General features: G+C 45.0%; 17 protein-coding genes. 9 read left to right on the top strand and 8 right to left on the bottom strand.

The window, feature by feature from the left end:
* Positions 1–83 precede the first annotated feature (83 nt).
* Positions 84–518, top strand: a complete 435-nt coding sequence (locus L1076_RS20750; protein ID WP_045409244.1) for a GNAT family N-acetyltransferase — start codon at positions 84–86, stop codon at positions 516–518.
* Positions 519–1124: 606 nt separating this feature from the next.
* The gene (gene polA, locus L1076_RS20745; protein ID WP_054756342.1) at positions 1125–3917 is read left to right on the top strand and encodes a DNA polymerase I; all 2793 of its coding nucleotides are present in this window, start codon (positions 1125–1127) and stop codon (positions 3915–3917) included.
* Between the two features lie 757 nt (positions 3918–4674).
* Here the strand turns inward: polA and yihA are convergent.
* Positions 4675–5337 (bottom strand): ribosome biogenesis GTP-binding protein YihA/YsxC, encoded by a 663-nt coding sequence (yihA, locus tag L1076_RS20740; RefSeq protein ID WP_038870014.1) that lies wholly within the window; start codon positions 5335–5337, stop codon positions 4675–4677.
* A 159-nt stretch (positions 5338–5496) separates the two neighbouring features.
* Here yihA and L1076_RS20735 point away from each other — a divergent pair, with 159 nt between their 5' ends.
* The 5 genes from L1076_RS20735 (at position 5497) to hemN (ending at position 10124) form a co-directional block, all read left to right on the top strand.
* Positions 5497–6114 carry a c-type cytochrome gene (locus tag L1076_RS20735; protein ID WP_038877007.1) on the top strand — a complete coding sequence of 206 codons (618 nt, stop codon included), beginning with the start codon at positions 5497–5499 and terminating at the stop codon, positions 6112–6114.
* Positions 6115–6870: 756 nt separating this feature from the next.
* Positions 6871–7509 carry a class I SAM-dependent methyltransferase gene (locus L1076_RS20730; protein WP_038877099.1) on the top strand — a complete coding sequence of 213 codons (639 nt, stop codon included), beginning with the start codon at positions 6871–6873 and terminating at the stop codon, positions 7507–7509.
* Entirely contained in the window at positions 7509–8051 is a 543-nt protein-coding gene (yihI, locus tag L1076_RS20725) for a Der GTPase-activating protein YihI (protein WP_038870017.1), read from the top strand. Before L1076_RS20730 ends, yihI begins: the two co-directional genes overlap by 1 nt.
* Positions 8052–8058: 7 nt before the next feature.
* Positions 8059–8547 (top strand): DUF2489 domain-containing protein, encoded by a 489-nt coding sequence (locus L1076_RS20720; RefSeq protein WP_038870019.1) that lies wholly within the window; start codon positions 8059–8061, stop codon positions 8545–8547.
* Positions 8548–8732: 185 nt separating this feature from the next.
* Positions 8733–10124, top strand: coding sequence for an oxygen-independent coproporphyrinogen III oxidase (hemN, locus tag L1076_RS20715; protein ID WP_038870022.1), 1392 nt, complete (start codon positions 8733–8735; stop codon positions 10122–10124).
* A 69-nt stretch (positions 10125–10193) separates the two neighbouring features.
* Here the strand turns inward: hemN and add are convergent, their stop codons facing one another.
* From add to glnA, 6 genes are all read right to left on the bottom strand, one after another.
* Positions 10194–11198 carry an adenosine deaminase gene (gene add / locus L1076_RS20710; protein ID WP_042604057.1) on the bottom strand — a complete coding sequence of 335 codons (1005 nt, stop codon included), beginning with the start codon at positions 11196–11198 and terminating at the stop codon, positions 10194–10196.
* Between the two features lie 151 nt (positions 11199–11349).
* Entirely contained in the window at positions 11350–13896 is a 2547-nt protein-coding gene (locus L1076_RS20705) for an EAL domain-containing protein (RefSeq protein ID WP_237304382.1), read from the bottom strand.
* A gap of 112 nt (positions 13897–14008) precedes the next feature.
* Complete coding sequence (gene glnG, locus L1076_RS20700; protein ID WP_038870027.1) at positions 14009–15412, bottom strand: nitrogen regulation protein NR(I); 1404 nt, start codon at positions 15410–15412, stop codon at positions 14009–14011.
* A gap of 59 nt (positions 15413–15471) precedes the next feature.
* Positions 15472–16518, bottom strand: a complete 1047-nt coding sequence (gene glnL / locus L1076_RS20695; RefSeq protein WP_038870029.1) for a nitrogen regulation protein NR(II) — start codon at positions 16516–16518, stop codon at positions 15472–15474.
* Between the two features lie 130 nt (positions 16519–16648).
* Positions 16649–17230, bottom strand: coding sequence for a DUF4124 domain-containing protein (locus L1076_RS20690; RefSeq protein ID WP_038870031.1), 582 nt, complete (start codon positions 17228–17230; stop codon positions 16649–16651).
* A 197-nt stretch (positions 17231–17427) separates the two neighbouring features.
* Positions 17428–18837 (bottom strand): glutamate--ammonia ligase, encoded by a 1410-nt coding sequence (gene glnA / locus L1076_RS20685; RefSeq protein WP_038870033.1) that lies wholly within the window; start codon positions 18835–18837, stop codon positions 17428–17430.
* Positions 18838–19366: 529 nt separating this feature from the next.
* Between glnA and typA the strand changes: the two genes are divergently transcribed.
* Positions 19367–21196, top strand: coding sequence for a translational GTPase TypA (typA, locus tag L1076_RS20680; protein ID WP_038870035.1), 1830 nt, complete (start codon positions 19367–19369; stop codon positions 21194–21196).
* A 77-nt stretch (positions 21197–21273) separates the two neighbouring features.
* Entirely contained in the window at positions 21274–21816 is a 543-nt protein-coding gene (locus L1076_RS20675) for an AAA family ATPase (RefSeq protein WP_237304381.1), read from the top strand.
* Between the two features lie 31 nt (positions 21817–21847).
* On the opposite strand, the gene L1076_RS20670 is transcribed toward L1076_RS20675, so the two are convergent.
* Positions 21848–22489: a DUF2959 domain-containing protein gene (locus L1076_RS20670; RefSeq protein WP_005434517.1), complete on the bottom strand. Its 642-nt coding sequence runs from the start codon at positions 22487–22489 to the stop codon at positions 21848–21850.
* Positions 22490–22524 lie beyond the last annotated feature (35 nt).

Genomic DNA, 22524 nt, shown 5'->3' with positions numbered 1-22524 from the left:
TCTGAATATACCCAAGTAACCTCAAGACGGAATACACACGGCTTGAAGTTACTTGGGTATATTTATTTCTGGAGAGTAAGACAATGACAATGCTGATTCGTGAAGGCACGCTGGAAGAGGCGATCCAAGTGGTAGCTAGTGTTACTGAGTTTGCACATGGTGAGACGGTTGAATCCATGGCTGAGCGCCTAGGAGATAAAAAAAGTTTAATCCTAGTGGCTGAGAAAGCAGGGACGATCCTAGGTTTTAAAATCGGCTACGAGTTAGATGAATATACCTTCTACAGTTGGTTTGGTGGCGTAGCACCAGAAGCGCGCAATGAAGGCGTGGCGCAAATGTTATTAGAAGCGCAAGAGGAATGGGTAGTAGAGCAGGGGTACAAAACTTTAAAAGTGAAATCTCGTAACCAATTCCCTGCCATGCTTCGCTTGTTGCTAAGAAATGAATACATTATTGAAAAGTTTGAAGAAAAACCGAACTTACGTGAGTCTAGAGTGCACTTCATTAAGGCGCTATAAAAAATAAATGAGATTTTTTCTCATTTAGGTGTTGACTGTTAAATGAGAATCATTATTATTAAACCTGTCTTAGGGAATGAGGAAAGTTCACAAGGACGTTGAATTGCTAATTAACCGAGTGTTGAGAAGGTAATGAAACATTTTCCCCAGAACTTGCACTAATTCTTTTTGACACGACATTGCTCACATTGCTTCCAGTGTAATTTATAGCTTCTTGGTTAAGCTGCCATACAAATGGAAATAGCTTTACCACTTCTGCTAGGCGACCCAATTGGGTCGCTTTTTTCTTTTCTGTGATTTCTAATTGACGCCTCTATCGGCAACTTTTCCACATGTCATGATCATTTTAGGATCGTTGATCTTGTCTTTTGTTTTAAAATAATCTCCATTAAAACAATGGTTTATCTTTGTTTTTTTCTGTCTTTATTTCCATGGGATAACCAGTGGATAATTTCTATAAACAGAGTTATCCACAGTGAGAGGTGTTTTTCGTGAATAACATCGGAAAATTTCCGCGAACTTGATCGAGCGAACAAGATAGATTCGGATCAGCAGTCATGGCATTCTAAGCAGATCTATTAAGTACTGATTTGGATACAGACAATTATGGCAAGTATTCCTGAAAATCCGTTGATTCTGATCGACGGTTCTTCTTATCTATATCGCGCTTTTCACGCTTACCCAGGCACGATGAGTAACGGTGAAATTCCAACTAACGCAGTTTACGGTGTGGTGAACATGTTACGCAGTATGATGCGTCAGTTTGCTTCGGATCGCATTGCGGTGGTTTTCGATGCGAAGGGTAAAACCTTCCGAGACGATATGTACCCAGAATACAAAGCGAACCGTCCACCAATGCCGGATGATCTTCGTTGCCAAATTGAGCCACTGCATAACGTCATTCGTGCAATGGGTCTGCCACTGATCTGTATTCCTGGCGTAGAAGCTGATGATGTTATCGGAACTTTGGCTTATCAAGCATCACAACAGGGCATGCCGGTTTTGATCAGTACAGGCGATAAAGACATGGCTCAGCTTGTCGATGATAACGTCACCTTGATCAATACCATGACTAACGTCGTGATGGATCGTGAGGGGGTGATTGAGAAGTTTGGTATTCCACCAGAGCTGATCATCGATTACCTAGCGTTGATGGGCGATAAAGTCGACAACATCCCCGGCGTTCCGGGTGTTGGTGATAAAACTGCAACTGCACTTCTGCAGGGGATCGGCGGTCTAACTAAACTGTATGAAAACCTCGACGATATCGCTGCGCTTGGTTTCCGTGGTTCCAAAACCATGGCGAAGAAGCTTGTGGACAACAAAGACGATGCGATGATGTCTTATGAGTTGGCAACCATCAAGTTGGATGTGGAGCTGGAAGAGACGCCAGAATCATTGCTAAAAGCAGAGCCAAGCACAGATGAGCTGATCAAACTGTACGGTCAGTTGACGTTCAAGTCTTGGTTGAATGAGTTATTAGAAGGCGGCACAGGTGTCGTAGAAGCGGATGAATCAACCGGCGCAGTGCGTGGTGGTTCTGCTTCATCTAAAGCAGATATGGACACCTCAGCAGTAAAAATCGACCGTAGCCAATACGAAACCATCCTGGATGAAGCTTCATTTAATGCTTGGTTAGACAAACTAAAAGCGTCTGAGTTATTTGCGTTTGATACCGAAACCGACAGCCTAGATTACATGGTGGCAAACCTAGTAGGTCTATCATTTGCGACCGATGAAGGCATTGCGGCTTATGTGCCAGTGGCCCATGACTATCTAGATGCGCCTCAGCAACTTGATCGTGATTGGGTACTCGAACAACTTAAGCCAATTCTTGAAGATGAAGCTCAATCGAAAGTTGGTCAAAACTTAAAATACGACGCATCTGTGCTAGCTCGCTACGGCATTGAGATGAAAGGTATCAAGCACGACACTATGTTAGCGTCTTACGTTTACAACAGCGTAGGTGGCAAACACGATATGGACAGCTTGGCACTGCGCTTTCTACAACACAGCTGCATTTCATTCGAGCAAATCGCAGGTAAAGGTAAGAATCAACTGACCTTCAACCAAATCGATCTGGATGAAGCTTCACCATACGCAGCGGAAGATGCGGACGTGACACTTCGTCTACATAACCGTTTGTTTGCCAACATCGAGCAAGATGAGAGGCTAAAAACCGTATACGAAGAAATCGAAATGCCACTTGTACCAGTGCTGTCTCGCATTGAACGCACAGGTGTACTGATTGATGACATGAAGCTTAGTGCGCAGTCGGTAGAGATCGCCGCACGTCTGGATGAGCTTGAGCAGAAAGCCTATGAGATTGCAGAGCAAGAGTTCAACATGAACTCACCGAAGCAGTTGCAAGCACTTCTGTTTGAGAAAATGGGTCTGCCAGTCATCAAGAAGACACCATCAGGGACGCCTTCTACTAATGAAGAAGTGCTGCAAGAACTGGCTCTGGATTACCCACTACCAAAACTGATTTTGGAATACCGTGGTCTGGCTAAGTTAAAATCAACGTACACCGACAAATTACCGAAGATGATTAACCCATCAACGGGCCGTGTGCATACTTCTTACCACCAAGCGGTTACTGCAACGGGACGTCTATCTTCAACCGATCCTAACTTGCAGAACATTCCAATTCGTAACGAAGAAGGTCGTCGTATTCGTCAGGCATTTATTGCACCGACGGGATATAAGATCTTGGCAGTCGACTACTCTCAAATTGAATTGCGTATTATGGCGCACCTGTCAGGTGACCAAGCGCTGCTTGATGCGTTCCGTGATGGTAAAGATATCCATGCAGCAACGGCGGCAGAAATCATGGGTGTTTCTATCGACCAAGTCTCAAGTGAACAGCGTCGTCGTGCAAAAGCGGTTAACTTTGGTTTGATTTACGGAATGAGCGCATTTGGCTTAGCAAAACAGCTCGGTATTCCGCGTGGTGAAGCGCAGGCTTACATGGACAAGTACTTCGAACGTTACCCTGGTGTAATGCAGTACATGGAAGACACGCGTAGTACTGCTTCTGCACAAGGTTACGTAGAGACGATTTTTGGTCGCCGTCTGCATCTTCCTGAAATTCAATCTCGTAACGGTATGCGTCGTAAAGCTGCTGAGCGTGCCGCGATTAACGCGCCGATGCAGGGTACCGCTGCGGATATCATCAAGAAAGCGATGTTATTAGTGGATGAGTGGATTCAGCAAGAAGGTAATGGTCGAGTGAAACTTCTCATGCAAGTGCACGATGAATTGGTTTTTGAAGTTGAAGAGTCTTCTTTGTCCGAAATTGAAAATAAAGTACAGAATTTGATGGAATCTGCAGCAGAACTGAAAGTGCCTCTAGTGGCAGAAGCAGGTCACGGTGATAACTGGGACCAAGCACACTAGTCACTTTTAAATCAATTTTACTAATTAAACATGAGCCAGCGCACAAACGCTGGCTTTTTTGTGCTAATAAAAAAGCAATTCAATTGTGAGAATTATTGTTGCTTAATAAAACTTTCATGAAAAAAAATTACAAAAATTCTTTGCAAATCTGACCAATTGTTGTACATTATCTCTCGTAGGGTACAGAGGTAAGATGTTCTATCTTTCAGACCTTTTGTTTCACGTTATTGGATTAGGCTGATTCAGCCGCCCCAGTCAGTTTTTGACTGGGGCGTTTTTTATTGGGCGAAAGAAAATTTTTCTTTTTGATCAATAAGTTAAAATAGTCCACAAAAATGCACTTCTTTAGACCTCTCTAAGTTACTGTCAAATCTAGCTTTTTCATTCCAATTTATTGCGTTATTCATGCTGTAAATTTACGCCAGTCACACTATTATTTTTTCTCGAAAGAAACTAAGTTACGTATTTTTGATGTTCTGCTTAACTTAACTATATGAATAATAGGGCTATTGTGTCGTGTGGGTGAGGGTGTTTGGTTTGAGGTAGAAGATAAGATTGCTTTTTAACCTATTGAAATCGAATCTCAGTTCAGTAATGCTTCGCCACATAACAATAATTACCAATTTTTCTCTCCCGTTATCCCTGCCAGGAAGGTGGGGATTTTTATTGCCTGAAATTCATCTTTCTTACTCCCAGATAAGCAAAAGCCCCACCAAAAGGCAGGGCTGTGTCGAAAAAATTTAACAAATTTTGTTAATTATTCTTCGTTGCTCTCTTGAGCGTCATCTTGTTCGTCTTCTTCAAGAAGGTGTGCGATTGCCGGTGCAAACCAAACGTCCAGTTTGGCACGAAGCTGATCAACTCCCAGACCTTTCAATGAAGAGAACACATCAACCGATACATCGCCACCAAACGTCTCTGCTTGTTTGCGAATTTTCAGTAGTACCTGTTTACGAGCGCCGCTTTTTAGCTTGTCAGCTTTAGTCAGCAGTACTTGCACAGGGATGCGGCTGTCGATTGCCCAGAAAATCATTTGCTGGTCGAGATCTTTCATTGGGTGACGAATGTCCATTAGAACCACGAGACCTTTTAGACACTCACGTTTCTGTAGGTATTCACCTAATGACTTTTGCCATTTGTTCTTCATCTCAACCGGTACTTGAGCGAAGCCGTATCCTGGCAAATCGACGATATGACAACCTTCTTGTACTTTGAAAAGGTTGATCAATTGAGTACGACCTGGGGTCTTTGATGTCTTCGCTAGACTTTTTTGGTTAGTCAGGCGATTCAGTGCACTCGATTTACCAGCGTTTGAGCGTCCTGCAAACGCAATTTCGACACCTTCGTCCTCCGGTAAGTGACGAATATCGGGTGCGCTGGTGATGAAATGCGTGTTTTGGTAATGAATTTTTACGCTCACTGTTAACTCCATCTCGACTTTGTGTAGTCGATTGATTACTTTTTTGTGAAATTGTGTAAAATAACCGTGCTCGGCATAAGGTCGCCTATTGTACCATGAGTGTACGCGGTATGTTCACATTCCGTGGTACTGGAAGCTTGATAATTATAATGGAATGTCATGAAGAAATTAGCGCTAATTTTGAGTCTTTTAGCCAGTTGCTCAGTATGGGCCCAAGGTAATATTGAAGCTGGTAAAGCAAAATCACAAACCTGTGTCGCCTGTCACGGAGCAGATGGTAACAGTGCACTAGCAATGTACCCGAATCTTGCAGGCCAACACGCTAAGTATCTTGAGAAGCAATTAAAAGATCTAAAACTAGGTATGACTAGTGGTGGTAAACAAGGTCGTTACGATCCTGTAATGAGTGGTATGGCTATGCCACTAAGTGATGAAGACATCGCGGATCTATCTGCTTACTATGCCTCTTTACCTATTGCAGAGAGCTCAACCCCTGAAAATGTGGTCGAGCAAGGTAAGGTACTTTACACCGCTGGTGATGCAGAGCGTGGTCTAACCGCATGTATCGCGTGTCACGGTCCTCGTGGTAACGGCACTGAGCTTTCAGGTTTCCCTAAAATTTCTGGTCAGCAAGCTGACTACATCAAAGCTCAGTTAGAGAAGTTCCGTGATGGTGCTCGTGGTAATGATATGAATGCCATGATGCGTGACATCGCAAAGAAAATGACAGACGAAGACATCGAAGTTCTGTCGAAATACGTTGGCGGTCTGCACTAAGCCCCTACACCGCGTTCGAGCAAAGTTATACAGAAATGCCCCAACTATTGGTTGGGGCATTTTTGTTTGTGGCTTTGTGTGATCTCGATCTTATTCAATGTTAAACATAAAAGTGATAGATAGCTTGAAGCCTTGTGAGACATTTGCCATACGTGATCGATGCGATTTCTCTCTATAACTTTTAAGTTATTGATAAAATTGGTGATTTATTTATGGAAAAAAATTAGTGTCATTAATTGCTTTTGGTGACTTGTTGGTTTTTACGAAACCCGTAAAGTAGACGGTGTTCACAAGGAGTGAACCTCAGGAATTTAGACCATGGATATAAGGTCTCCAAGGACGCAAGCGAAGGACGTTTGGTAGTCGGAAAAGGGACTTAGATAGGCAAGGAGCCTATCAGATATGGATGGTCATCTAGTCTAACGGTTAAGACAGCGAAACGGATCAGGCTTCAGGAAGTAGCTCAGTAAACAGGAAGTGAAAGGATAGCCAAAACTCATCAGGAAGATGAAGAACAACACTTTTTGGCAGGGAAAGCTTGAAAAACAAAAGGATTCTTGGTGCACCAGATGTGTGCAACACAGTTTCGCCACTTATTGGTGGCATTCAGAAAGCGACAGTCTCACTGTCGCTTTTTTTATATTCATTTTTGCCAATCAAAGTTTTTTAACAAAAACTGCTGAAAAAGTATCCAGCAACACTCCAATCTGTGTCCACTTTCTGGTATGTTTCGCATCCCTGTTTGAGGAAGTCAGCATGCACACCTGTCCTTTATGCCAGAATCAGCGCACTCACCACTTTTTTGAAGATAAGCGACGTGAGTATCTTCAGTGTGAACAGTGCAGTTTGGTATTCGTCAATCCAGACCAACGTTTGGATGCGAAAACTGAAAAAGCTCACTATGATCTGCATGAGAACAATCCTGAAGATATGGGATATCGACATTTTTTGTCGCGAATTGCTGACCCAATCGCAGAGCGAATTTCACCACAATCGAACGGAATCGACTTTGGTTGTGGTCCAGGCCCTACGCTTTCATTAATGTTAGAAGAAGCGGGGCACAACATGGCGTTGTATGATCTTTACTATCACCCTAATACATCGGTGTTAGAAAAGCAGTATGACTTCATGACAGCAACAGAGGTGATCGAACACCTCTACCACCCCGATGTGGTGTGGAAGCAATGGTTGAATTTAGTTAAGCCAGGTGGCTGGATAGGCCTGATGACGAAAATGGTCATCGATGTAGAAGCCTTTCAATCATGGCATTATAAGAACGATCCTACTCACGTGGTGTTCTTTAGCCGTGAAACGTTCCAGTTCCTAGCTGAGCGGGATAAGCTCGAACTCGAATTTATTGGTAATGATGTAATTTTACTGAGGAAAGCCCAGTAATGAGCCGTAGTAAAAAATCTAGAAAGCCAGGTGCAGCAGGCGCACCTGAGTTTGTTGTCACTCGTAACCGCACAGAATCTGACGTTGAAGGCCGTCTACGCAAGCGCGCTAAAAAGCGTAAAGGCTTGAAGACAGGTAACCGTAACTCAGAAGTGAATGAACAGAAGAAGCAATCTGCTGCCCAAAATCGTGATCCACGTTTAGGTAGTAAGAAGAAAATTCCTCTGATCGTTGAGCCAGCGAAGAAGATGACAAAACAAGAGCGTCGCCTATCGGCTGAGCAAGAGCTAGAGATGCTAGAAAACGATGCGCAATTGAACGTGTTGTTGGATCGCATTGAAGCGGGTGAGAACCTAGGCACAGGTCTACAGAAGTTCGTAGATGAGAAGCTAGATCGTATCGAAAAACTGATGGACCAACTTGGTCTACTTGAGCCGGAAGAAGAGGAAGACTTCACCGCTCCTGCTGCTAAAGGTACTCGCAACGACGATGACCTACTAGCGGATTTCGATGACATCAACTTCGACGACTACAAAGGATAAGTAATTCATGAACGTAACCTTATTAGCGATTGCGGGTGCTGTGATCATTATCGCGCTGGCTTCATATGCAGGTTACCTTCTGCTTCAATTGAAAAAGCAAAAGGAATTGCAGCTGAAGCATAAAAAATTGGCGATCGATAAACGTAACGCCAACATTTTTGAGAACGTGCATACTTTGTGTCAGGCTGGCATTCAAGGCCAGTGTGATTTATCTGAAATCAGCATTCGTGTATACAACATCATGGACTATGTTCAGGGTGAAGACCGGGTGGATTTTGATAAAACGTACCCAGCGATTTCTGAGCTTTACCATATTGTGAAAGATATGGCGCGTGGTGAAGACCGACAGCAACTTGCGAAGAAAGAGCGTATGCAACAAAACTTGGATCGCCATAAAGCAGAGCAGCGCTTGACGGATACGATCGTAGAAGAACTCAAAGTGTTGCAAAAAAACGTCCAGCCACTGAATAACCAAATCAATATTCAGATGATCTAGTTTGTATCCCCAATGGCTTCCTTATTGCTATTGGGGGTATCGTGATCACGCTAGCACTTCTTTGGTTTTATACTTAAAAAGCCACCTGCGGTTACCGTTGTTGCCTTTGTCATATGGCAAAATAACGACCTCTGAATATTGGGTAACGATTTTCGTTGCCCTCGCATTTAACGGAAAGTACCACCATGTCGAATCAACATACTGAATCGAAGCAGCAAATTGTCTGGGATCAAGCGGTATTGGATAAGTACAACTATTCCGGTCCTCGCTATACGTCGTACCCAACGGCGCTGGAGTTTCATGAAGCATTTACCATTTCAGACTACGATATGGCATGCACTCAATACCCAGATCGTCCGTTATCTTTGTACGTTCATATTCCGTTTTGCCACAAGCTTTGCTACTACTGCGGCTGTAACAAGGTCATTACTCGTCATTCGCACAAAGCAGACGAATACCTAGACGTACTGGAGCATGAAATTCGTCAACGCGCATCGTTGCTTGGTGAGCGTACAGTCACTCAACTGCACTTTGGTGGTGGTACACCAACTTTCTTGTCTGAAAAACAAATCACTCGTGTGATGGATTTATTGCGCCAAGAATTTATCTTTAATGCGGACGCTGAAATCAGTATTGAGGTGGACCCGCGTGAAATCGAACTAACCATGCTGGATCATCTGCGCAGTGAAGGTTTCAATCGTCTGAGCATTGGTGTTCAGGACTTCAATAAAGAAGTTCAGCAGCTTGTGAATCGCGAGCAAGATGAAGAATTTATCTTTGCGATGGTCGCACGCGCCAAAGAGCTTGGCTTTCGTTCAACGAACCTCGATCTAATTTACGGCTTACCGAAGCAAACGAAGGTGTCCTTTGCTAAAACACTTGAGCAAGTGTTAGAAATGCAGCCGGGTCGTTTATCGGTGTTTAACTACGCGCATATGCCTCAGCTATTTGCTGCGCAGCGTAAGATTAAAGACGAGGATTTGCCGAAAGCTGAAGAGAAGATGGCGATTCTGCAAGACACGATCGCGACACTTACGGGAGCTGGCTACCAATTCATCGGTATGGACCACTTTGCGATGCCAGATGATGAACTTGCCGTCGCCCAGCGTGAAGGTATTTTGCACCGCAACTTCCAAGGCTACACCACGCAAGGTGAGTGTGATTTGGTCGGCTTTGGTGTTTCTGCGATTTCCATGATTGGTGATGCGTACGCGCAAAACCAAAAAGAGTTGAAGAAGTACTATGCTCAAGTGAATGACTTGCGTCATGCACTCTGGAAAGGGGTTTCTTTAGACTCAGATGATTTGCTACGCCGTGAGGTGATTAAGCAGCTTATCTGTAACTTTAAACTGGATAAGAAAGCGATTGAGTCTGAGTTTGCAGTGAAGTTCGAACAGTACTTCAAAGAAGATCTACAGCTTCTACAAACTTTCGTTGATGACAAGTTGGTAGAAGTGGATGAGCGTGAAATTCAGGTGACACTTCGTGGTCGCTTATTGATTCGTAATATCTGTATGTGCTTCGACAAGTACCTACGAGCGAAAGCGCGTCAGCAGCAATTCTCTCGCGTTATCTAAGTTCTCAATAGATTTTGGATATAAAAAAATGCCAGCAAATGCTGGCATTTTTTATGTCCTTCGCGGCAATTAAACGCGATCTTTCACTTTTTCTTTCAGTTCAGTTTTTTCTGCATCTGATAGGAAAGCGATGTCTAGACCGTTGATTTGCGCTTGGCGAATTTGCTCTTTAGTCAGACCTGCTGCTGGTGCTGCCACTTCGTATTCGTATGGCAGTTCAATACCTTCAACTGCTGGGTCGTCCGTGTTCAGACACGCCAGCACACCGTGCTCTAGGAATTGCTTAAGCGGGTGGTTAGCTAGCGATTCAACCGTACTCGTTTGGAAATTTGACGTCAGGCAAGATTCAATACCAATGCGGTTTTCTGCTAGGTAATCCATTAGCTTAGGATCGTGAATCGCTTTTACACCATGACCGATACGAGTTGCACCTAACTCTTGAATTGCTTGCCACATGCTTTCTGCGCCCGCCGCTTCACCCGCGTGAACAGTAACACTTAGGCCTGCATCACGGACTTGCTTGAAGTGAGAGACAAAACGGTCACCTGGTTGGCCAAGCTCATCACCTGCCAGGTCAACGGCTACGATGTGATCTTTTTGGCTCAGGATACCATCCAGCTCTTGCTGACAAGCATCAGTACCAAATGTACGGCTCATAATGCCAATCAGGTTCGCCTTGATACCGAAATCACGCATACCCGCTTGCACACCATCAACCACGGCTTCCACAACGCCTGCCACTGGCAGTTTGTGTTTCATCGCCATGTAGTATGGTGAGAAGCGAAGTTCAGTGTAGTCGATTTGCGCGTTCAGTGCGTCTTCTACGTTTTCGTAAGCAACACGGCGGCATGCATCTAGATCGCCCAGTACCGCCACACCCCAATCAAGCTTCGAAAGGAAGGCTACAAGAGATGGCTCAGCTTCAACAATTTGAACGTGTGGGGTAAGAGACTCAATATCATAAGCTGGTAGCGCAATACCAAATTGCTGACCAAGCTCAAGAATAGTCTTAGTGCGAATGTTACCGTCAAGGTGACGGTGCAAATCAGTCAGGGGAAGATTCTTAGTTATCATTATGTCGATCCGGGTTGTATGTTGTGAACAGGAACTCAGCCCAAACATTATCGATGACAATACATGGGGAAGATTTGCAGTTAAGTATAAATAACAGTTAGGTAGATTGTCAGTAGATGATGACTAGGAAATCAACGATTTCAGCTCTTTTCTACTTCATGTTAACCAAATGTGTTGGCCAGTCTTCCAGCGGTAATGGGCGGCTATAGTAAAAACCTTGTACTTGGTTACAACCTAATGCGCTAAGCAGCTTTGCCTGCGTGGCTGTCTCTACGCCTTCTGCAACGACATTGGTTTTCATGCCTTTGGTGATGTTCACTATCGCGGCAACAACAGAGCTGTCGAGGTCTTCTTCAGTGAGTCGGTTGATAAAGGTGCGATCTATCTTCAAGCATGTAAATGGTAGCGCATGAAGGTACGCTAAAGATGAGTAACCAGTACCAAAATCATCAATGGCAATCCCTAATCCCATTTGACGCAGTTTGATCAGGTTATCCAATGTTGTTGGTGCACTATCAATGATACGAGACTCAGTAATTTCTAATGTGACATTATTGGCTGGCAATTGAGTCGTTTTTAGGACGCTGCTGACGGTGTCGACAAAGTCAGGACAAGAGAGTTGGTTTACTGAGACATTCACATGCAATTGGAAGTTCTCAGGCCACTGTTTTTTGTCGATGGCTTTACGTGTGTCACGGCATGCTTGGAAGAGTATTTGTTGCCCTATTGCTTTGATCATGCTGCTTTCTTCTGCGATCGGGATGAAATCTAATGGAGAAACCATTCCTGATTCACTGTGCCAACGAGCTAAAGCTTCTGCGCCACAAATGTTGCCGCTTGCCAGATCGACGATAGGTTGATAGTAGGGCACGAATTCACGATTATCGATGCCCGTCTGAATCTTGGCCTGCATTTGAGTGCGGAACTTTGAGGCGCTGGCCATTTCTGGACTGTAGTGACAAACGCTAGCTAGCGAATCTTGCTTCGCATAGCTTAAGGCGATGCTTGCGTTGCGTAGCCACAGTGACATCGATTGCTCTGATTTTGTTCTGACTACCCCTATCGAAACCTTGATTACTACTGTTTCACCATCGAGTATGAAAGGCGCAGCAAGCAATTGCTGTAAGCGTCTTTCCATTAAACGAATATCACCGTCGCTGTGCATGTTTGGCATAAAGACCGCAAACTCATCACCACCAATACGAGCTAGCGTCGCTTCTTCTTTCAACTGTTGCTTAAGGCGCTCAGCAACATGGATCAGGAGCTGATCACCATTGTGATGGCCGACACTGTCGTTGATATCCCTAAATTTGTTGATCCCAATGAGATACAAACTGCCTTGCTCTGCATGTGAGTTGTTTTCACTGACTTCAATGAGTCCTTGGCGGCTGTAGAGACGGGTTAATGAGTCGAATTCGAGCTGCTCTCGCAACGCTTTGAATGACGCTTTTAGATTACTGGCCATTTCATTAAAGGCTTGTACAAGGATGGTGGTTTCGTAGACATAGCCAGGGCGAGGCATCGTACTGTCCCAATCCCCTTTAGCCAGATGCTGCGCTGCTGTAGCGGTAGCATTGATAGGACGAGTGACGCGATTGAAGATCAGTAGACTGACAACGATGCCAAATAGACTCACTAAAAAGCCAACCATCCAGCTCCTTTGTTGGCTCTTGGGCAAGGTGCCGAGTAATTCACTCTCAGAGATGGAGGTGCCGATAAACCAAGTTAAGCCATTGCTGTCATAATAAGGCGTGATACGACTAAAAGTGCGCTGACCATTAAAGTCGAATTCGAACGTATAGGGTTTATCAGTGTAATTCAACACCTGTCCGCTAACTCGAGCAGCACTCATTTTTATGATTGGGTCGGCACTCTCTGATGCAAGCAAACGCTGGCCCTTATCGGAGAACTTAGTACCCCATGAAATCACACTGCCTTGTCCTGAGTGAGCAACTAAACGATGCTGTTGGTCCATGATATAGACGGAAGCATTGGTCTCTTGCTTTAACTCTTGTAAGAACTGATTGAAAGTGTTGATGCGTATATCTGTGACCAAGACGCCTGCAAATGTACCCATTTCGTAAACCGGTGTCATCGCAGAAAGAGTGATGTCTTGACGCTCATCAGCATTGGCATAAATTGATGACCAATGGGCTTTATGGTCTTGTGCTACGGGTTGATACCAAGGGCGAGTTCTTGGGTCATAAGGGGCGATGATAGTACGAATATCATCACTGACTTCTTCACTACCATAAATCACCAAACTGCCTTTGGTTCGGTAGTCTTGCACCATCAGGGTATATGCATCGGCTGACTCGCGGCGAAAACCGGTAAAGTCACCCGTTTCTGAGCCAAAAGCGATCACATCGAGTTGCGGTATCGAGTGGTACAGATCTTTAAATGCGCTGAGCAAATAGGATTGAATGTCTTTCGTGTCATTCGGGTGGTAAAGGTTGTGATAACTGACGTTGTGGCCGAGTGCAGCGACGGCGGTAAAAGGTTTGCGTAAGTAATCATTCAAATGGTCGTGAACACTTTCTGTGAGTACAGAAAGTTGTTTATCACTGATGTCGGTAACAACTTCTTCGTAGCTCTGCTTTTGGACGTAAACAATCACACCGATAGCCAGCAAAAAAATCATCACAAAGGGGATGAGAACAGCAGTACGTAGTGTAATTTGAGTCGTCGCGTTAGACATTGCCTAGTCACAAAAGGGATGGTGTGCCGTAATTGTACTGACATTTAGGTTATCAAGCGAGATGAAAAATTTGCGCTTGATAACCATGCTCTAACGTCGTGATCGCTCGAAATCAGTACAGCTCTTTTAACTTTCTGGTTAAGGTATTGCGTCCCCAACCTAGTACTTTAGCGGCATCTTGCTTGTGACCTTTAGTATGTTCTAACGCAGCTTCCAATAAAATGCGTTCAAATTCTGGTAAAGCGAAGGAAAGTAGTTCTTTATCCCCAGCTTCTAACGCATGGCGTGCCCAGTCCGCTAATTGTTCTTGCCAACTGCCACTGCTTGTCTCGGTGATAATTTTTTTCTCTTCCAATAATTCTGCGGGCAGATCGCTTGGTAGCACTTCACTACCACTTGCCATTACGGTTAACCAACGACAAATGTTTTCTAATTGGCGCACGTTACCCGGCCAATCAAGACGATTAAGAATGTCGACAGAAGAAGGGTGCAAGGCTTTGGTTTCGACACCGAGCTCATCAGCCGCACGAACCAAGAAGTGTTGCGTTAACTTTTCGATGTCTTGTTTACGCTCTCTTAGCGCGGGGATTTGAACTCGAATAACGTTCAAGCGGTGGAATAAATCCTCACGGAAATCGCCTTCGTGGACCAATTTTTCTAGGTTTTGGTGGGTAGCGGCGACAATACGAACGTCGACTTGAATGGGTGAGTGTCCACCCACTCGATAAAACTGACCGTCGGCTAAAACACGTAATAAGCGAGTTTGAATATCTAATGGCATATCACCAATTTCATCCAAAAACAGCGTGCCACCATTGGCTTGCTCAAAGCGACCTTGGCGAACACTGTTTGCGCCAGTAAATGCGCCTTTTTCATGGCCGAACAATTCCGACTCAATTAAGTCTTTTGGAATCGCGGCCATATTGAGAGCAATAAAAGGTTTGTTGGCGCGCGGACTATGGCGGTGCAGAGCATGAGCTACCAGTTCTTTACCTGTACCTGATTCGCCGTTGATCAAAACGGAAATGGAAGAGCGAGATAGGCGACCGATGGCGCGAAACACTTCTTGCATCGCCGGTGCTTCACCGATGATTTCTGGTGTGTCGGTTGGAATCTCTTCTGGGAGCAATTGCTCACGTTTGTTTTCTTGGCTGTGGGCTATTGCACGTTCAACCAGAGTGAGGGTTTCATCAATATCAAATGGTTTTGGCAGATATTCGAATGCGCCTTTTTGGTAAGCATTTACAGCGGCGTCTAAATCCGAATGTGCCGTCATGATGATGACCGGTAGATCAGGATAGTCATGCTGAACTTGCTTTAGTAGCTCTAGTCCGTCGATACCCGGCATACGGATATCCGAAACCAACACGTCTGGTACTTCGCGCTCTAGCGCCATCAGTACACTTTCCCCGTCCGCGTAGGTTTCGCATTTAATGTTGGCTGATGAGAGTGTTTTCTCCATCACCCAGCGAATCGAACTGTCGTCATCGACGACCCAAACATATCCTTTACTCATGTATAAATCCTTGCAGCGAAAGCCTAAAAACTGACGAATACCAAAACCATTTAGCGTGGTCAGATTGGCAAATAAATCGTAAAAGTGGTGTGACCTGGCCAGCTTTCGACATCAATCTTGCCGTTGTGCTGGTCGATCAGGTTTTGTGAGATAGACAGTCCGAGCCCTGTTCCACCTTCACGGCCACTGACCATGGGATAGAACAACGTATCTTGTAATTCTGGTGGGATACCCGGACCGTTATCGGTGATTTCTATGCGAGCAGCGAGCTTGCAGCGTTGGCCGTGAATATTGGCTTGGTGCACCGTTCTGGTGCGTATGGTGATTTTACCGTGTTCTTGGTGAGACAGTATTTGTGCGGCATTGCTAACAATATTGAGCATCGCTTGCTCAATTTGGTCTGCATCCATTAGCAACTCTGGCAAGCTTGGATCGTAATCGCGTTCAACTACCACCGAATGCTGAGATTCCAGCTCCACCAATTGGCGTACCTTCTCCAACACTTGGTGAAGGTTCTCTAGCGTTTTCTTGCCTGGTTTTTGTGGCCCAAGTAGTCGGTCTACCAAGGCTCTCAGGCGATCTGCTTGTTCAATGATGATATGCGTATATTCGGTTAGAGACGGATCGGGCAGCATTTTCTCCAATAGCTGTGCCGCGCCGCGTAGACCGCCCAGTGGATTCTTGATCTCATGTGCTAAGCCTCGCACCAACAACTTAGCCGCTTGTTGTTGAGCGTGTTGATTAAGCTCTTGAGTGAGTCGGCGTTGTTGATCTATCTTGCGCATCTCAACCAACAGCATTAATTGTTTTTGCCATGTGATTGGGCTGACGGTGACCTCTAACATTAAAGGCCGGCCATCGACAACAAAGGTAACGTCGCTGTCGGTAATACTTTGACCGCTTTGTAGTGGCTGGGTCAGTAAAGCCAGATCCAAAGACGCATGTTGAATCAATTGAGACAGTGATTGCTCGACAATGCGCTTAGCGCTTTGTGAAAACAGCAACTCAGCCGAAGGGTTGGCATAACGTACCGCCAATCCATCATCGAGAATCAACGTCGCTGTCACCATGTTATTGAGGATGGCACTGGAGAGACTAGTATCCACATTACGTCCTTGTTTGCGTTGTGATTGTGCGCTGCACTATATTGGTGCAATAGAACGTAAGTATGGCGAATAAATCTCAGAAGAAAAAGTGAAAAGCAGCGCGAGCGTGCGTTTTTTCTCACTTAATATTCTACTTTGCCCCTTTAATGGTCGGCTTGATACTCGCTCTATGTAAATGCACCGTTATAGGGCTAGTAGATGCAATAAGCTTGCCGCTTCTTTTCGCTTGTACCGCAAGGGTGTGAGTACCACGGTCAATGTTGCTGAGTTGCCAAGTGAGGCGGCTTTGAGGGGCTCCATAAGGCTTGCCATCAAGGATGAGTTGCAGTTGCTCTCCAATCCCTAGTTTGCGGTTGGCATCCAGTTGGATGTTGATTAACCCATTGTTACTTCTTATGGTTTCGTCATGTTGAGGTGTGAGCATGGATAGGGAAAGCGGCACAGGTTTTTCGGTTTTTGCTTTCGGTGTATCAGCAGTCTCTTTTGGTACGCTGGCTTGAGGTGTTAAAGACTCCGTACTTTGTACCCGGGGAGCAGGTGCACTAGCCTCTAGGTTGGGAAGTGAAATGGTTTTTGCACCTTGATTGGGGGTGTCACTAAAGTGGATGACCCCGTCCTTATCTACCCAAGTGTAAGCGACTTGGGCACCAGCGGTCGACGCCATCAGCAAGGTACTGAGCGCGTACAGGGTTGGTAAAAGCTGAACTTTCATTGCTCACCTTCTTTTGATCGATGATTTCACGTTTCGGTTGCCTAGAACCTTGATCCATAAAGATAAAAGATTCAGGCGTATTTTTGTTATCTCTCCATGTTAAACGGGCAACTTAGTTGAGTGTATACAAAAAAGGCCCGCCTGCGAGGCGAGCCTAATATTTTGTAACTGTGTTTACATTTTACACAGCTTAGACCTTATACAGAGTAGTAAAGTTCGAACTCAAGTGGGTGAGTTGTCATGTTTACTTTCTCAACATCTTGCGCTTTAAGGCTGATGTAAGAATCGATGAAGTCATCAGAGAATACGCCGCCAGCTGTTAGGAACTCACGGTCTGCATCTAGTTCTTCTAGAGCGTCTTTTAGTGAGTAAGCCACTGTTGGGATTTCTGCTGCTTCTTCCGCTGGAAGGTCGTACAGGTCTTTATCCATAGCTTCGCCTGGGTGGATCTTGTTCTTAATACCGTCAAGACCAGCCATTAGCATTGCTGCGAAACATAGGTATGGGTTTGCTGCTGGGTCACCAAAGCGAACTTCAATACGACGTGCTTTAGGGCTTGGTACCACTGGGATACGGATAGAAGCAGAACGGTTACGCGCTGAGTAAGCTAGCATAACTGGTGCTTCGAAGCCTGGTACAAGACGCTTGTACGAGTTCGTTGATGGGTTAGCGAATGCGTTGATTGCACGAGCGTGTTTGATGATACCGCCAATGTAGTAAAGCGCCATTTCAGATAGGCCGCCGTACTTATCACCAGCAAATAGGTTTACACCGTCTTTTGCTAGAGATTGGTGAACGTGCATACCAGAACCGTTGTCACCAACTAGTGGCTTAGGCATGAATGTCGCTGTCTTACCAAATGCGTGTGCAACGTTGTGTACAACGTACTTGTAGATTTGGATTTCGTCTGCTTTTGTTGTTAGCGTGTTGAAGCGAGTTGCGATTTCGTTTTGACCCGCAGTTGCTACTTCGTGGTGGTGCGCTTCAACAACTAGGCCCATCTCTTCCATTACTAGACACATTGCAGAACGGATGTCTTGAGATGAATCCACAGGAGCTACTGGGAAGTAACCACCTTTAACGCCTGGACGGTGACCTTTGTTACCTTCTTCGTAATCAGAACCTGTGTTCCATGCTGCTTCTACGTCATCAATCTTGAAGAAAGAACCAGACATGTCAGTTGCGAACTTAACGTCGTCAAATAGGAAGAACTCTGGCTCAGGACCGATAAGTACTGTGTCAGCAACGCCTGTAGAGCGCATGAAGTCTTCAGCGCGTTTAGCAATAGAGCGTGGGTCGCGATCGTAGCCTTGCATTGTTGCAGGCTCAAGGATGTCACAACGGATGTTTAGCGTTGCATCTTCAGTGAATGGGTCAAGCACTGCAGAAGATGCATCTGGCATCATAACCATGTCTGATTCGTTAATGCCTTTCCAGCCAGCAACTGATGAACCATCGAACATTTTACCTTCTTCGAAGAAGTCTGTGTCGATCTGGTGAGCAGGGATAGAGATGTGCTGCTCTTTACCTTTTGTATCAGTGAAGCGTAGGTCAACAAACTTAACTTCGTTCTCTTGGATCAGTGATAAAACGTTTTCTACTGACATCGTGGATAACCTCCAGTGTTAATAAAGCGGTAAAGCTCGATTTATGAAATCTTGATTAAATCCAGCATTGATTAATCTGTTTGACATTTTATTAATCGATGCTGGTTTCTCTTAAGCCAAAACCGTGCCAAAAAAAATATTCCATTAATTTCAAGGGATTATGTTTTCAGATCCTAGTTTGGTGCAAACGATTGCACCAAAATGATCTGACTTTGCACTAAAATGGTGCGCATTTAAATTATTGCACCACAATGTGACAAACACGTTGCTTATTTAGTCCAGTTTTTGAGCGAGAGTCAATTTGTATTACGCAACGATTGGAATAAAATTGCGTTGAATCAATTCGCTTTAATAAGGAAAGTGGGCATTAAGCGTAAATTTCGCAGAAAAGCTCGGGAGTAGATCACATATTTCTATGCTTTTTGCTAAAATCTGGTACATTATGGCCGTTTTTTTAATCAGCAAATGTCACCAGAGAGCACCCGTTCTCAGCGTGGGGGCATTTCATCTATCTAAGTGAATCAAATCCATGGCTACTCCACAGATTGATAAATTAAGAAATATCGCGATCATCGCGCACGTTGACCACGGTAAAACAACACTGGTTGATAAACTACTGCAACAATCAGGTACTCTAGAGTCTCGCGGCGAAGCTGAAGAGCGAGTCATGGACTCAAACGACATCGAAAAAGAACGTGGTATTACCATTCTTGCTAAAAACACAGCAATTAACTGGAATGATTACCGCATCAACATCGTAGATACTCCGGGACACGCGGACTTCGGTGGTGAAGTAGAACGTATTATGTCGATGGTAGACTCAGTACTACTTATCGTTGACGCTGTTGATGGCCCGATGCCTCAAACGCGTTTCGTAACACAAAAAGCATTTGCACACGGCCTTAAGCCAATCGTTGTAATCAACAAGATTGACCGTCCAGGTGCTCGTCCTGATTGGGTTATGGACCAAGTATTCGACCTATTCGACAACCTAGGTGCAACTGACGAACAGCTAGACTTTAAAGTTGTTTACGCTTCAGCACTAAACGGTTGGGCTACTCTAGAAGAGGGCGAAACTGGCGAAAACATGGAACCGCTATTCCAAACTATCGTTGACGAAGTAGCCGCTCCAGAAGTTGACCTAGACGGTCCACTACAGATGCAAGTTTCTCAGCTAGACTACAGCTCTTACGTTGGTGTTATCGGTGTTGCTCGTGTAACTCGTGGTAGCGTTAAGCCAAACCAACAAGTAACAGTTATCGGTGCTGACGGTAAAACGCGCAACGGTAAAGTGGGTACGGTAATGGGTTACCTTGGTCTAGAGCGTCACGAAGTTGAGCAAGCGAACGCTGGTGATATCATTGCAATCACTGGTCTTGGTGAGCTGAAAATCTCTGACACTATTTGTGCTCAAAACCAAGTTGAAGCGCTACCAGCACTTTCTGTTGATGAACCAACAGTAACGATGACGTTCCAAGTAAACACGTCTCCATTCGCGGGTAAAGAAGGTAAATTCGTAACTTCACGTAACATCCTTGAGCGTCTAGAGAAAGAATTGGTACACAACGTAGCACTGCGCGTTGAGCAAACAGACGATCCAGACAAATTCCGCGTTTCAGGCCGTGGTGAACTTCACCTATCTATCCTGATCGAAAACATGCGTCGCGAAGGCTTTGAGCTTGCTGTATCTCGTCCAGAAGTAATCATCAAAGAAGAAGATGGTCAGCTAATGGAACCGTTTGAAACAGTAACGATTGATGTTCTTGAAGAGCACCAAGGCGGCATCATGGAAAACATCGGCCTACGTAAAGGTGAGCTGAAAGACATGGCACCAGACGGTAAAGGCCGTGTGCGCATGGACTTCGATATGCCTTCTCGTGGCTTGATCGGTTTCCAAACTGAATTCATGACGCTAACGTCAGGTTCTGGTCTTCTTTACCATACGTTTGATCACTACGGTCCACACAAAGGCGGTAACATCGGTCAGCGTATCAACGGCGTACTAATCGCTAACGCAATGGGTAAAGCACTGACTAACGCACTGTTTAACCTTCAAGAGCGTGGTCGCCTATTTATCGGTCACGGTGTAGAAGTTTACGAAGGCATGGTTATCGGTATTCATAGCCGCGATAACGACCTAACAGTAAACGCTCTGAAAGGTAAGCAGCTAACCAACGTTCGTGCATCTGGTACTGATGACGCTCAGGTTCTAACTCCACCAATCAAGCACACTCTTGAGCAAGCTCTAGAGTTTATTGATGAAGATGAACTAGTAGAAGTAACGCCAGAAAGCATCCGTATCCGTAAGAAATTCCTAACAGAAAGCGACCGTAAACGCGCTTCTCGTGCAGGTAAATAATCTGTTTTAACGGATTCGATTAAGAAGAAACCCCGAGTTATGCTCGGGGTTTTTTGTATCTGAAGGGAAAAGAGTACATGAGGCCAATTGTGATTACGGGTGGCCCAGGCGCCGGCAAAACGACCTTGTTGAATGCGCTCGGTCATTTAGGGTATGCGACGTTTGCTGAAGGCTCACGTATTTTGATAGAGCAACAAAGCCAGTTAGAAAATGGCATCTTGCCTTGGAGTAACCTGCCCGAGTTTGCCAACTTATGTCTTGAGTTTATGGGTAAGCAAAAGTGTGAGTCGCTGAGTCATCAGGTGGCTTTTATGGATCGCGCGATTCCCGATATTGTGGCTTATCTGCAAGTTGGAGGGCGTCACGTTGAGCAAGCTTTCTTAACGGAGAGTGCTGGGTACCATAGTCAGGTGCTAACTTGTCGACCTGAAGCGTCAATCTATGTTCAAGATGAAGTACGCCCACACAGCTTTGAAGAAGCGCTTCAGATTCATCACGCCCTTGTCGAGACGTATGCTGAGCTGGGTTATGAAGTGGTTGAAGTACCATGGGGAACAATACCAGAAAGGGTCGAGTTTGTTCGAAGAGTCATAGGCTTAGTGCTCGAGAGCACAAACTAAAAGCTCCTCACGAAGAGGAGCTTTTAAAGGCTTACTTTTGATTCAGCTGTTGCAGGAACTTATCTGATTCTGCGATCGCGGCATTCATTTGTTTGATTGCGTATTGGATATCTTTCTCTAGGCTAGAAAATTCACCTTTTAGAGAGCCAATCGCGCTCGCGTTTAGGTTGTGTTTTAAGTAAAGCGTGTTGTCGCGGAGTGTGTTGAGTACTGGCGTCATCTTGTCTTCAGCACGCTTCATCGCACTGAGCATGGTTTTGTAAGATGCTTTGGTCTCACGCAGCTTTTGTTCACTTGAGCGACGTAGCTTCGCGCTGGTGTACAAGTCTAGTTCGCCCTGCCACTCATCAAACAGCGCATCGGACACGTCTTCAATTGCAGCAATACGATCGCGCACGTCTTGTGCTGCTTTTTCGCTGTCTTCGTATTTATCGTTTATGTTGTTATAGACGCTTTCCAGTTCACCACCATCAAAATTGGTTAAGGCAGAAAGTGCTTCGAGTGCACTGGTAAATTCTTCTTGTGCGTCTTGTTGTGATTCTTTGGCGTCTTCAACGCGATCAACCATGATGTCACGCTTGTGGTATCCCACTTGCTCCATCGCTGAATAATAAGCGGACTGACATCCTGTTAAAGTGAAAATTGATAGTACAATTGCTAATAAATAAGGCATTCTTATGTCCTCGACGCTAATTTATGGGATGAACT

Source organism: Vibrio sp. MMG023, from assembly GCF_021654215.1.
Lineage (GTDB): Bacteria > Pseudomonadota > Gammaproteobacteria > Enterobacterales > Vibrionaceae > Vibrio > Vibrio jasicida.
This window is presented reverse-complemented; position numbering and strand designations above follow the sequence as displayed.